This is a genomic window from Microbulbifer variabilis (assembly GCF_052468405.1).
Genome location: NZ_CP174343.1, coordinates 4,866,952 through 4,880,650, shown reverse-complemented (window position 1 = coordinate 4,880,650; position 13,699 = coordinate 4,866,952). Strand labels below are relative to the sequence as shown.

Below are 13,699 nucleotides of genomic sequence, written 5' to 3'. Positions count from 1 at the left end.
ATATCAACAAAACAAGAAAAGACAGGGAATTGATGCTACCTCTGGCCCTGGTTGTCGATGACGAACCGGATATTTGCAAGCTGCTCACCCTCACTTTGCAGCGCATGAACGTGGACTGCCATACCGCAGCCAATCTCGTGCAAGCAAAGAAATTACTTACAGAAAATCGTTACGATTTTTGCCTTACAGACCTTCGCCTACCTGACGGTGACGGTCTACAGTTGGTTGAGCATATTCAAACTGGGATACACTGCGAATTGCCCGTAGCCGTTATCACCGCACATGGCAACATGGATACTGCAATCAAGGCACTAAAACTCGGGGCATTCGACTTTGTCAGTAAGCCCGTAGACCTTGAACGACTGCGTAACCTCGCCCAACTGGCCCTACGACTGAATCAGGACCAGGTACGAAACACCAATCAAAATAACGTCAGCGAGCACTTGCTTTTGGGTGAAGCTGAGAATATGCGTAGACTACGAGAGCAAATCGCTAAAGTAGCTCGTAGCGATGCACCGGTCTACATCAGTGGCGAATCTGGTTCTGGTAAAGAGCTGGTTGCTCGTGCAATTCATGCCCAAGGAGCTCGAGCAGATAAGCCGTTTGTACCCATCAACTGTGGCGCTGTACCTAAAGAATTGATGGAGAGCGAGTTTTTCGGTCATAAGAAGGGCAGCTTCACCGGAGCCCATAAAGATAAATTAGGTCTACTACAAAGTGCTCAAGGTGGTACTTTGTTTTTAGATGAGGTTGCAGACTTACCACTTGAAATGCAGGTCAAACTATTGCGCGCGATACAAGAAAAGCGCATTCGACCTATTGGTGCAAACCAGGAAGTTCCCATTGATGTACGTATTCTCAGTGCAACTCATAAAGACCTTGGCAAAGAAGTCAATGAAGGAAGATTTCGTAACGACTTATACTATCGCATCAATGTAATTGAAATCTCAACACCACCCCTGAGAGAACATTTAGAAGATATCCCGCTACTAGTAGACGTAACAATGCAGCGCATTGCTAGTGATTCTGGAATCCGCCAACCAAAAGTAGCCCCTGAAGCAATAGCTTTATTACAGAGTTACACCTTCCCTGGGAATGTTCGTCAACTGGAAAATATCTTGGAGCGGGCTTTTGCACTATGTGATGAACAGGAAATCTGTAGCCGTGACTTATTCCTAGAACACGATAAAAAAGCCTCTAAAGATGAAGGTTTCACTGCCAATTTAGAGACGCCTAAAAACTCAGCCCCCCCTCAAAACGCAGGATTCTTTAATCCTAGTCTTTACTCATCTCTAGATGAGTTTCTTCAAAACATTGAAAAAGAGGCTATTGAAACAGCTTTGATGAAAACTCGCTGGAACCGGACTGCTGCTGCAAAAAAACTCGGTATTAGCTTTAGATCCCTACGCTATCGTTTAAAAAAGCTCGGACTTGAAAGTTAAATTCTCAATAGTTAAATGGCCGTGCTGTAATCAAATGTAATTGGTTTTTATCTATTCCGCGGTATTCTAATGCAAGCTCAAGAGCGAGAAGCTTGCACCATGAAAAAGGCCGCGGGATTTACCCTCTCAGAGTTACTCATTACCCTGACTATATTAGCTATTGTTACCACAATGGCGCTCCCCTCATTTACTGATTTTATAAAACGCTATAAAAGTAAAACCAAACAATTTGAATTATTTGAACTATTGATATTAATGCGCTCTAAAGCCTACTATGAGAAAATCAGCTACACGCTCTGCCCACTTGGGCAAAGTAAAGAATGTGGCGATAATTGGTCTAATGGTGCGTTATTGTTTCCTGATCATAATGGCAATGGCTCCATAGATCAGGGGGAAAGCATTGAAAGGAGATATGAGCCTATAGAAAATGGAGCTTCGCTCAACTGGAATGCCTTTAACAATAAAGGCTACCTAATCTTTAAACCAAATGGCGAAACACCCTCTCAAAGTGGAAACTTCTCCTATTGCCCCGCCATCGGTGGAGCAGAATATGGATGGATCATTATCCTCAATACTATCGGCCGCCCCTATTTTGCAAAAGATAGGGACGGCGATGGCATAGTGGAAAATGGCAGTAGGAAAAATCTGACCTGCCCTCAAAACTGATCAGCAGGTTTTGCTCCAGCATGAATCTTTCGAGTCAATCCCATCATTATCTCGATCCCAAGTCCTTTGACCACTTGAGCTAAGCAATAGAACTCCATCATCGGCTTGACCAGATATGGGAGTGGCCGTAAGGATATAAGTACTCGGATCAGTCCCAACTGTAATTGTCAGGTTATACTTTGGGCTCCCCCCATCCAAAGGTACCTGTGCGGGAAATATCCCTGGAATACCATCGTCTCCTCCACCATTTGCAGCTCCGGCATAACTTCCATTCTGGGTATAGTGTTTCTCCATCGCCTGTGCCAACCCCATCAATGCACCCTGCGCATCTGCCCTGCTGGCCGTGCGAACATGGTCGACATAAGAAGGCCAGGCAATTCCAGCTAATATCGCGATTATCGCCACTACAATCATCAACTCAATAAGAGTAAACCCTGACTGTCTCTTCATAGTTTCAAGTTACCATAATAATTTAAATTTTCCCGGCAGTACTGGGGCGCACTCATAATTGGTCATTAGCCTTAAAAGGGAGTAACTTCTTCCCAGGACAAGCGTCCAATGCGGCCACCACCCAAGGCCACAACTGGTCGGACATAATTGTCACCATTACTATCCGGAGTAATTTCAAGGACCCCATCGCCAGTTGGGATGTAGCTAGATGTATTAGGAGCCGCATTAGATCTGAACTCACCAGCGTACCCATAATCATTCTTGTCAATAACGCCATCATTATTAGCATCGTAAACCGCCTCAGGGGGGACCAAGCCTCCCCAGAGGTCAACCGACATCAACCAGCCACTACCACCCGCCGCACAAACTTGGCCGCTGGGAATCATCGTATTGAAAAAGATTACATGCCCCAGCAATGCGGGCTGGGCAATTACTCGCTCCCCGCCTTCTAAACTATTTCCAGTCTCAAGTGAAATGTACCAGCCTGATGTTTTATCCCAGTCAATTTCATCGCCAACTATCTTACGCTGACGAATACCACCAAAAGTCTCTTCTTTTAGAGTACGATCAATTAAATTTGACTTGGTAAGACCATATTTACCATTGTCCGACACCGCATAAAAACCACCCGGATTAATGTCAGCAGTATCGGTATCCACCAAATATTGTCCTGTGCCGAATGCCACCAGTAATCCCGGTCCTGTCTCATCTTTGATGTTTCTAGCCACAACCGGTGTAGTGGTTATCGCCTCTCGTTGATCATTAGTACTAGGGGCTACACTAAATAGTGGCTTTGGTGTTCCCCCCTCCTTTTCTACTGACCACGAATTTTCATTTGAACTTGAAACGTCAAAAGCCCACAGATTCCCATGTAGATCACCGGCATAAATTCGGTCTACAGTACCGTCCAAATTTGTGTCTATTATTGCTGGAGTAGACATACCATTTATATCGGATACTGAGCCTGAGCCCGTAGAAAGGTAAGCATATTTACTGGTTGTGCTACCAGGGCCATCTAGGCCATCAAGGTAAACAATAAAGATTCCCGCATCTCCTGTCGCACTATTGTAACCATTACCAAATATAGCTGCCCACTCACCGTTAGGCATCCTGCCTATTTGAGCACGGCTATAGGTATAGCCAAGATTACTATCATCCTCATCTGAGAACTCCCACATCACTATTTTCTCAGCATTTTGCTCTGTGAAAGCACTTGGGTCAGTTACATTTAGCGCATAATAACCTTTGCCACCGGCGCCTAGGCCCCCTACTAGGACCGTCTGCCAACTCTCACTAGCGCCGTCACTGATATATACATCCGAAACAGTCGGAGTGCCATCTACATAAAACCGGTGGTTATAATATTGAGAGGTCAGCGGATGAAGGCCCTCATTATCATCTGTACTCAATAAAATTGACGGAGAATATGCAATAAGTTCCTTGCCTGCATCCGGTATATTCACAGTATCCACACTAGCATTGAAGCCATGGAGAAAGCCATCATTAGCGCCTACATATACCACTGGTGTACGATTTTTATGGGCCGCAATAAATGCTGAATAAGCCGATTTTCCGGGGAAGGATGCATAGGACCACTTTCCATCAGGAGCCCCTACATAAACCGGGGTGGAATTCACAATATCCCCCAGGCGGCTATCACGCTCTCTAAAGTCTCCTTCCCCAACACCTTCCTTAGAACGGTCTCCACGCAGGTAATCAATTCTATCTGAGACTCTGCCATCATCCACAGCATCACTAATGTAACTATTGAGGGTTAGATCCAGTGCGTGATCTGTACCAGAGGTGCCAACTCCCGCAGCAGTAAAAGGCACACCCTTGTTGTCTCGGTATGTCAGTATTACTCTAGTATTAATATCTGAAATCGAATCGAGAATGGAACTGGCTTCCCAAATAGGATCATCTGATAAGTTACCAGAAGTATCTATATCCCAGGCTGATAGTTCTCCATTCCATTTTCCACTATTATATTTAGCCCCAAATACTGCGGACCCACTTTCAATAACTGTGGAATTCAAAGCTACTGCACTTGAGCTACCAACTATAGAGCGGACATCTTTAAATATTTGGTTAAATGTAAGTTGCAATTCGGCGGCATTATCTGCAGAGTAGACTTTTCCTTTCCCTCCTTTCCCTAATTTTCCTGAATTAATCATTTCTTTGGAGTCATCCAAGCCTTGGTTAGCAAACCCTATCAAGTAACTTGTGATATTATTTATCTCTGGTTTGCCATCAGGCTTTATCAAATCCGGACGCAGATCAATATCATAGAGGGCTTTGACCACGTCATCCATTTGCTGCGATGTTGTACAAGTCTCAGCTGTACAAGTTGTATCATAATCTTTTAAATGAGAGCTAATACTATTGTCTGAAGTCGGTGCCCCATCAGTAAGGGCGACCATAAAACTTTTTTGACAATAGTATTGGATAGCAGAACTCTCTACTTGATTAGTAGGTTTATCCACTCCATTCCAGTTTATAATCGTACTCGTGTTCCCATTATTACTTGTTGATCCAGAAAAAATATCTGAGGCCGACGCTGTCTTCGCATTACCAGGTGAAGCTTCATAAGATAATTCAGATCCTTCGTAACCAGATATAAAATATCGCCCCACACCCGTAAAAGTCTCGGCAAGAGGTGTATTCCCACTCGCCCCAACATCTGCCACAACATCAAGAATATCTTGGCTATTATCGTCGGTGAGGCTTGTCAGCCCCATTAATAATTTTCCACCATGGTTTCCATTAAACTGCATTAAACCTATACGCACGCCTTCCAACCCAGAAATTAGATTCTGAGCAGCAGTCTTCATTATGTCAGTACGGCGTATATCTAATTTAGACCGTCTAGCCTCACCATCATCAGTGATAAATTTTGCAGCTGTAAAACCGCCAGTTTCTCTGTCTTCAGAAAAAAACCAGTTTAAAAAATGGCCACTCGCATAATCTTTATTAAACCCATTTGGAATCTTATAGTCAGCAGCATCTACACCAACACTGAAATAAGTACTATTATTTCCTCCTCCAGCTGCATATAGCCATGCGGTATACTGCTCATCTTCATCAAAGCAATCGCCATTAGTATCCCACGTACGCCAATCACCCGTTGCGATTACAGAACCGTTATATCGCTCTACTAATCGAAACTGAACATTACCACTGCTTACATTTACACGATATTCAACCTCATCATAATGTCGAGTGGAATAACTTCCATTACTATGCCGATATGTATATTCTGTTGAGACAGGATTATTACAATTAAAACTTGAAGGGTTACTGGCACTGTAACCATCTGCAGGAAGAACCATTTCTTCCATAGATCCCGAGGAATCCAGCACAAACATAATATTGGGCTCAGCCGACCCCCGCGAGTACAAAGGCACATCAGATAGCTCCCCTGGCGCAGCAGATGAATGTGTTGCCAATATCATAAAAAAGGCGGCACTTAATGAACGCAATGGGAAATATTGTTTTTTTTGATTTTTTATTTTCACAGCAAAGTCCTCAAAACTCTTTTCCATATAAAGTAACAATAATCCTCTCGGTACCGCTGTTACCTACCCCGCGACTGACGATCTTAAATACTTCGACAATGGTTTCCTCACCACCGGTTTGCCCCACACCAATATTAATATCACCAACGTTATCACTTGAGGCCAACCCGAATCTTTCGATATACATCCGCCCTTTCATTTTTTTTCCATTGGAATCAAGCATGTAAACTTCTCTGGCAATGGAGTTACTGTTTTCCCAGGTTTCCTCTGCAAATATATCTTCAGGGCCCTCACCCTCATTATGTTGCCAGGCGGCTGCCCCAAAATCGCTACTTTTACCAAGCGCTTTTATTTCTTGCTCGCCAAAACGAGCCATGGATTCGGCAACTTCCAGAGCGACTTTCGCATCTCGTGAAGCCGAGGTCATTCGCTCCCCCATCAGAACCCCACGAGCCCCAGAAATACCAATTAATGTTAAAACCAAAAGAATAATCAGGCTGACCATCAGCACTGCACCTTGCTGATTCTTTATTATTCCCATTACATGCTTCCTCTATTACGCACCTTGACCGTAGCAACATATAATTTGCGCAGCAGACCATCATCGTATTCTTTTTTACTACCATCCAGGCGTGTAATAGTCTGCTTATCGACCCCAGCGACACTATCACTGGATACCAATAACTCTATTTTTATTGCAGTCACTCCAGCCATACCTATGACATCATCAGCAGCCTGCCACTGATTAACGATACCGTTACCATTAGTATCTACACCATATGAAACCTGCATATCATCTATTCCGGGGACGAGTTCCTGAACATTTCCAGCCTCATCCTTCATAAATAAAGAATTAGTATTCAAAGAATTAGTATTCTGAGCACCTGAGGCGATAAAAAACACTTTTTCATAAGGGGTAAGAATTTTTGAATCAACCCCATACTCTTCTTTGAAAACTATTCCAGCTGGATAATTCAGTTTTTTATGGCCAGCTGTTTCAGTAGTACTCAAAACAGTAAATACACTTCCAGATTTACAGTTTGACACTATGACGATATCGTTATTTTTAATTGGGCAACTATCACTAACAACAATATCCCCTTTATCTGTACCATTTAGCATTCGCCCTTTTCCAGCACATGCATCTTCAGCGCCACTAAGGGTCAAAATGTCCGTTCCCTCGATAACTTCGATCTTTTCAACCTTAGTATTAGTGGCAACATTGTCCTGACCAGCCACGCCAATATCATCCCCACCAATACTTGAATAAAATTTATCTGCAGAAGCAGACAAATTTTCTATATTTTTATTTTCGGCACACCCCCAAAAACCGGCTTGGCGAATTTCTTTGCTGAGCATATCAACTGCAAAACGCCCACTTTCCTGCACTCTTGAAAAGCCATTCTGCATACGCAATGTATCGCTGTTGCTCTGGAAGATCTGCAGGACACCAAGTAGTAATAAAGAGCCTAATAAAATACCAATCATCAGCTCAATCAATGAAAGACCTCGCTGCGATATAAATAAATTCATAATTTACAGCTCCACGCTCATTTCAAAAATCGCATCATCTAAATCAGCTTTACTACCAGCATAATCTTCCCCTGTATGCTGTTCCTTCCAATTGATAGTTACCGTAACTTGCCCCCCGTTACTTACAATTTCCCCTGTCGCGCTGGGTAGGTTATTGGAAAGTAATAGTCCCCACTCATATAAATCCAAGCCTGCCAGCTGTGAGGGTTGACAGCCACTACTGCAATCTGGGGAACTACCAACACTCGAACCTATATCGGAACTATCATAATCCCCCGACTTAAAGCCGGTGGGATTAGCTCTCATCCGCTCAATAATTTCCTGTGCTGCCAGAGCTGCCATATAACGATGATGCGAACCATTACCATTTTTTAGACTCATCATTTGGGTCGAGGCTAATCCCAACAAACCAATTGCGAGAACTAAAACAGATACCAGAACTTCAATTAATGTCGCGCCGCTTTGTTTATGCATTGGCAGACCCTCCGCTGCAGTCAGCAGACTTTATTAGTCGTAATGCCCCAGAAGCTAATAGCTCCAATTGGCGACCATAATCTCCTTTTCGATCATCACAAAGACTAAGCATTAATGGGCTTACCAAGCTACTCTCACCTCGGGCATTAAATGAAAAAGCTACATTTTTCAACGCACCGCTATTTAACTCTGCGGCAAGCGTTATCATTGCTGGATCAACTTCCAAAACCCGCAACTCCGTGTCACCGCTGCCAAAAGCACCATTCCCATCAACATCAATCCAGACTCTGAGGCCACCTTTTACATCACCATCAATTGCCGATACCTGAACTGCACCTCTATGCCGCACAGCTTCAGAACGTGCATATTGCAAAGTGCTGCTCAAGTCATTTGTCATTGTTGACATACGATTGTTATCTATAAGCGTGCTAAAGGACGGAACTCCAACGGCGACAATTATGCCTAGCACAGTAACTACAACCATCAGCTCAATCAGGGTGAAACCCTGCATTCCTTCAGAATTATTCATGCTGCTTTACCTTTAAAAACAGGCTTGTGGCCCAGTAGAATCGATAATTTCAATACCAGTAGCTCGCTTCAATTAATAAAGACAAACCGCATCGACTACACACGGCTACACCACTCTAGGCATGTATTACCTTACGGGGTGCTTAGAAGCTAGACGGCCAGATATCAATATCGCTAAACGCTATCTATAACGTATGTATATCAATTTATCATTATGCTTTGAGCGATGGGGTCGAGGGTTTGGTCAGTTGCCGACAGGCGGCTTCACTAAAGCGACGGGCGGGCAGTTAAAAACAAGAGGGCTGAGAAATGGAAGAGCTGCGTATTAACGCAGCTCTTTGGGAAGGGAAAAACGGATGTTCTCTTCGCACCCATCCATCTCTTCGGGCAGATTAGCCCCAAGTTCTTGCAGCCTCGTGATCACTTCTTGTACCAATACCTCTGGAGCGGAGGCGCCGGCAGTAATACCAATGGATTGCTTACCAACAAGCCAATTGGCATCGACATCTGCCGCTCCATCAATCAACTTAGCAGTAGCACCACATCGCTCAGCCAATTCACGCAAGCGATTAGAATTAGAACTGTTGGGACTTCCTACCACCAGCACCAAGTCACTTTCCAGAGCCAGTTGTTTGACTGCATCCTGGCGGTTCTGTGTTGCATAGCAAATATCGTCTTTACGTGGGCCACGAATGTTGGGGAAGCGTAGTCTCAGGGCGTTAATTACTCTTGCGGTATCGTCCATCGAGAGTGTTGTTTGGGTAACATAGGTAAGATTGTTTTCATCTTTAACCTGCAATCTGGCCACATCCTCTTCATCTTCGACCAAATAAATTGCACCCCCGGTCGTATTATCATACTGGCCCATGGTGCCCTCAACTTCCGGGTGTCCGGCATGGCCAATCAATATGCACTCAGCACCGTCACTGCTGAACTTGCTGACTTCAATATGCACCTTAGTAACCAGTGGGCAGGTGGCGTCAAAGACGCGAAGTCCACGGCTTTCCGCTTCCCCCTGCACCGCTTTGGATACTCCATGGGCACTGAAGATAACGATAACATCGTCCGGTACTTCCGACAGCTCATCCACAAACACGGCACCGCGCTCGCGCAGGCTTTCAACCACAAACTTGTTATGTACGACTTCATGGCGAACATAAATGGGCGCACCAAAAACATCCAGGGCTCGATTGACGATATCTATCGCACGATCGACTCCGGCACAGAAACCGCGGGGATTAGCCAGTCGGATTTGCATCTTTACTTCAATACTCTCTAGATAATCAGCTCAGCGTGAAACCCGGCCCAATATTTATTGGATTGAGTCCACCGCAATAATTTTCACGTGGAAATTAAGGGTCTGTCCTGCCAGTGGATGATTAAAATCAACTGTCACTTCGTCTTCACCAATCTCACGAATAACGCCGGGGAGTTCACCACTGCCATTGTCAAAAGACACAACCAAACCCGCTTCAAGCTCAATATCTGGGGAAAAGCTATCACGACGCACCTTTTGCATATTCGCGGGGTTACGCTGGCCAAACCCTAACTCGGGTGGAATCTCAATTTCAGCTTCATCGCCTTCCTTGAGGCCAAATAGGGCTTTCTCAAAACCCGGTAGAAGACTGCCATCCCCAACGCTAAAGGAAGCAGGATCGCCTTTAAACGTAGAGTCCACTTCGGTGCCATCATCCAGCTTCAGGCTGAAATGTAGGGTTACCCGGCTATGTTCGCCGATAACGCTATTGCTCATAGTTTATTAAATTTCCGCATTATTTTTTGCTTTATCGCTGTCTTTTTCCGCAAAAAAAAGCAGCTCGATAACCAGCATGGCCGCGCCGATACTGATACCCATATCCGCTACATTAAATACTGGGAAGTGCCAGTTGCCGTAATAAACGGAAATAAAGTCTCGCACATAGCCCAATAAAATACGGTCCCACAAATTACCCAGAGCACCGCCAAGGATCAGCGCCAGGGCACAGGGTTCCCAACGTTTCCTAGAGGGCAGTCGCCATAACCAGATAGTAACCACAACACTAAAGCCCAAAGCGATAATGCCAAAGAACCAGCGTTGCCAACCTCCAGCGTCAGCCAATAAACTGAAAGCTGCACCGTAGTTTTCTGCATAGGTAAATTGCAGTAAGCCCGGGATTATCTGCATCGCCGGGCCGTGCATAAACATATCCACAGCCCATACTTTAGTAACCACATCCAGAGCCACCACCACCAGCGCCAGCCAATACCAACGCCAGGGGTGCCCTAGAAGAAGATTGGACTTAGGCATAGTGCCTCACCTCACCTTCGCCAGCTACGTTTTCCACGCAGCGCCCACAAATATCCGGGTAATCACTGTTTCCGCCCACATCAGCACGGTAATGCCAGCAGCGCGCACACTTGGGGTGATCAACCTTACTTACGCTAACCTTTAAACCCTCCATTTCGGTGGCTTCAGCACCGGCCGCATCACTGAGAGGCTGAACCGAAGTAGAGGAACAAATCAGCACAAAACGCAGCTCATTCTCCAACTCCAGTAATTTCTCGCGCAGGTCATCACTCGCATAGAGGGTCACCGCTGCCTGCAGGGACCCACCTATGGCGCCAGCCCCACGCTGTTCCTCCAGCACCTTGTTAACCGCTGTTTTTACCTCGGCAATAGCAGCCCAATAATCCGCCCCCTTACCTGCCTCAGCCGGCAGTTTAGGCAATGGGTACCACTCTTCGATAAATACGCTATCGGCATTGGCACCAGGAATGAATTGCCAAAGCTCTTCTGCAGTAAAGCTAAGGATAGGGGCTATCCAACGTACAAAAGCCTGCACAATATGATAAAGGGCTGTTTGAGCAGAGCGGCGCGCGGCACTGTCTTCCTTGGTGGTGTACTGGCGATCCTTGATGATATCCAGATAGAAACCGCCCATATCCACTACGCAGAAGTTATGCAACTTCTGATAAATCTGGTGGAACTGGTAGTTGTCATAGGCAACCAGGATCTCATCCTGCAGGCGCGCTGCCTTGTCGAGAGCCCAGCGGTCCAGAGCCAATAGCTCATCCTCAGGGAGTAAATCTTTTGCCGGATCAAAACCTGCCAGATTGGATAGGAAAAAGCGCGCCGTATTGCGCAAACGGCGATAGGAATCAGCTGTGCGTTTTAAAATCTCATCGGAGACAGCCATTTCACCACTAAAATCCGTGGCCGACACCCACAGTCGTAGAACATCAGCACCCAGCTTGTTAATCACATCCAGGGGCGCAACGGTATTGCCAATAGATTTTGACATTTTGCGTCCCTGGGCATCCACGGTGAAACCATGAGTCAACACCTGCTTGTAGGGGGCGCAATCGTTGATCGCGATAGAGGTCTTGAGGGAGGACTGGAACCATCCGCGATGCTGGTCAGAGCCCTCCAGATACAGATCAGCAGGGAAACGCAGTCCTTCACGGCGCTCCAAAACAGCGTAGTGAGTTACACCTGAATCGAACCACACATCGAGAGTGTCTGTCACTTTCTCATATTGATCGGCGTCATCACCCAGCAGTTCACTGGGATCCAGGTCAAACCAGACATCCATACCTGCCACATCTACCTTCTCAGCGACTTTGTCCATTAGTGCTGGGGTATCTGGGTGCAGCTCATGGGTTTCTTTATTCACAAACAACGCGATCGGCACACCCCAGGTGCGCTGGCGGGAAATACACCAATCCGGGCTACCGTCCAGCATGGCGTCTATACGGGCTTTACCCCAACCGGGTATCCACTGCACGTCATCAGCCGCTTTTTGTGCCTGCTCCAGTAGATCGTTTTGCTGCATACTGATAAACCACTGGGGCGTCGCGCGGTAGATCAGTGGGGTCTTGGTACGCCAACAGTGCGGATAGCTGTGCTCCAATTTATCCTGGTGTAGTAGTACACCACGCTCCTTTAGAAGGGCGACAATTTTATCGTCAACCTTGTAGACATGCTCACCGGCAAACAACGGCACACTATCGCGATATACACCGTTATTATCGATGTAATTGAGAGTCTCGATACCATAGCGCTTACCCACCTGGAAGTCGTCCGGCCCGTGATCCGGTGCCGTGTGTACACAGCCGGTACCGGCATCCGTTGTAACATGATCACCAAGGACGATCGGCAGTAACTTATCGTAAAAGGGGTGATGTACTTTCAAGTGCTCCAGAGCCGCACCGCGGATACGACCAACCACCTCACCCTTCAAACCGGCACGGCTCAGTACAGTTTCCTGAAGGGCTTCAGCAACCAGCAGACGGCGATCGCCAGTCTGAACAACCACGTATTCCAGCTCACCATTCACAGAAACAGCCTGGCTCGAAGGCAGGGTCCAAGGTGTCGTTGTCCAGATAACCACAGATAATGGACCGTCACCGGCATGGCCACCGGCGGCGTCCGCAATAGCCAGGGCGGCCTCTTCACTCACTGGGTAGCAAACATCAATGGAGTAGGAAGTTTTATCCTGGTATTCCACTTCCGCTTCTGCCAGGGCTGAGCCACCCACAACACTCCAGTAGACAGGTTTGAAGCCGCGTGCCAGATGGCCGTTCTTCACCACACGTCCGAGGGCGCGGATAATATCGCCCTCAAATTGAAAATCCATAGTGCGGTAGGGGTTATCCCACTCGCCGAACACCCCCAGGCGAATGAAATCTTTCCTCTGCCCTTCCACCTGTTTGGCAGCGTACTCGCGGCACTTTTGGCGGAAAGTCTTAAAGTCTACCTTGGTGCCGGCCTTACCAATTTTTTTCTCTACCCTGTGCTCGATCGGCAGGCCGTGACAATCCCACCCCGGAACATAGGGAGCATCAAAACCACTCAAGGTTTTCGACTTGATAATAATGTCTTTGAGAATTTTGTTGACTGAGTGACCAATATGGATGTCACCATTCGCATAGGGAGGGCCATCGTGCAGAATAAACTGTTCACGCCCGGCACGTGCCTCGCGAATTTTTTCATAGAGCTTATTGTCCTGCCATTTTTTCAGAATTGCCGGCTCACGCTGCGGCAGGTTGCCACGCATGGGAAAGTCGGTCTCAGGCAAATTCAGGGTCGCTTTATAATCAGTCATTGGGTGT

Annotated in this window: 12 protein-coding genes; 2 read left to right on the top strand and 10 right to left on the bottom strand. The window is 46.3% G+C overall.

What is annotated here, in order from left to right; all coding sequences use genetic code 11:
• The first annotated feature begins 32 nt into the window (after nucleotides 1-32).
• Both ACJJJB_RS22065 and ACJJJB_RS22060 read left to right on the top strand, forming a co-directional pair.
• The gene (locus tag ACJJJB_RS22065; protein WP_445366297.1) at nucleotides 33-1,442 is read left to right on the top strand and encodes a sigma-54-dependent transcriptional regulator; all 1,410 of its coding nucleotides are present in this window, start codon (nucleotides 33-35) and stop codon (nucleotides 1,440-1,442) included.
• Between the two features lie 69 nt (nucleotides 1,443-1,511).
• Nucleotides 1,512-2,108 carry a GspH/FimT family pseudopilin gene (locus ACJJJB_RS22060; RefSeq protein WP_020411449.1) on the top strand — a complete coding sequence of 199 codons (597 nt, stop codon included), beginning with the start codon at nucleotides 1,512-1,514 and terminating at the stop codon, nucleotides 2,106-2,108.
• Here the strand turns inward: ACJJJB_RS22060 and ACJJJB_RS22055 are convergent, their stop codons facing one another.
• From ACJJJB_RS22055 to ileS, 10 genes are all read right to left on the bottom strand, one after another.
• A complete protein-coding gene (locus tag ACJJJB_RS22055; RefSeq protein ID WP_445365491.1) occupies nucleotides 2,109-2,558 on the bottom strand; it encodes a type IV pilin protein in 450 nt (149 codons plus the stop codon).
• A gap of 71 nt (nucleotides 2,559-2,629) precedes the next feature.
• Nucleotides 2,630-6,100 (bottom strand): pilus assembly protein, encoded by a 3,471-nt coding sequence (locus tag ACJJJB_RS22050; RefSeq protein ID WP_445365490.1) that lies wholly within the window; start codon nucleotides 6,098-6,100, stop codon nucleotides 2,630-2,632.
• Entirely contained in the window at nucleotides 6,084-6,614 is a 531-nt protein-coding gene (locus ACJJJB_RS22045; RefSeq protein WP_445365489.1) for a pilus assembly PilX family protein, read from the bottom strand. Before ACJJJB_RS22045 ends, ACJJJB_RS22050 begins: the two co-directional genes overlap by 17 nt.
• On the bottom strand, nucleotides 6,614-7,606 hold the full coding sequence (locus ACJJJB_RS22040; RefSeq protein ID WP_445365488.1) for a PilW family protein: 993 nt from the start codon (nucleotides 7,604-7,606) through the stop codon (nucleotides 6,614-6,616). Before ACJJJB_RS22040 ends, ACJJJB_RS22045 begins: the two co-directional genes overlap by 1 nt.
• 3 nt (nucleotides 7,607-7,609) lie before the next feature.
• Entirely contained in the window at nucleotides 7,610-8,080 is a 471-nt protein-coding gene (gene pilV / locus ACJJJB_RS22035) for a type IV pilus modification protein PilV (protein WP_282951720.1), read from the bottom strand.
• A complete protein-coding gene (locus ACJJJB_RS22030) occupies nucleotides 8,073-8,609 on the bottom strand; it encodes a GspH/FimT family pseudopilin (RefSeq protein ID WP_445365487.1) in 537 nt (178 codons plus the stop codon). Before ACJJJB_RS22030 ends, pilV begins: the two co-directional genes overlap by 8 nt.
• Before the next feature lie 324 nt (nucleotides 8,610-8,933).
• Nucleotides 8,934-9,866 carry a 4-hydroxy-3-methylbut-2-enyl diphosphate reductase gene (gene ispH / locus ACJJJB_RS22025; RefSeq protein WP_353377132.1) on the bottom strand — a complete coding sequence of 311 codons (933 nt, stop codon included), beginning with the start codon at nucleotides 9,864-9,866 and terminating at the stop codon, nucleotides 8,934-8,936.
• Between the two features lie 54 nt (nucleotides 9,867-9,920).
• Nucleotides 9,921-10,361: an FKBP-type peptidyl-prolyl cis-trans isomerase gene (gene fkpB / locus ACJJJB_RS22020; RefSeq protein ID WP_020411441.1), complete on the bottom strand. Its 441-nt coding sequence runs from the start codon at nucleotides 10,359-10,361 to the stop codon at nucleotides 9,921-9,923.
• A gap of 6 nt (nucleotides 10,362-10,367) precedes the next feature.
• The gene (gene lspA / locus ACJJJB_RS22015; RefSeq protein ID WP_020411440.1) at nucleotides 10,368-10,895 is read right to left on the bottom strand and encodes a signal peptidase II; all 528 of its coding nucleotides are present in this window, start codon (nucleotides 10,893-10,895) and stop codon (nucleotides 10,368-10,370) included.
• Nucleotides 10,888-13,692: an isoleucine--tRNA ligase gene (gene ileS / locus ACJJJB_RS22010; RefSeq protein ID WP_282951724.1), complete on the bottom strand. Its 2,805-nt coding sequence runs from the start codon at nucleotides 13,690-13,692 to the stop codon at nucleotides 10,888-10,890. Before ileS ends, lspA begins: the two co-directional genes overlap by 8 nt.
• Between the last annotated feature and the right edge of the window lie 7 nt (nucleotides 13,693-13,699).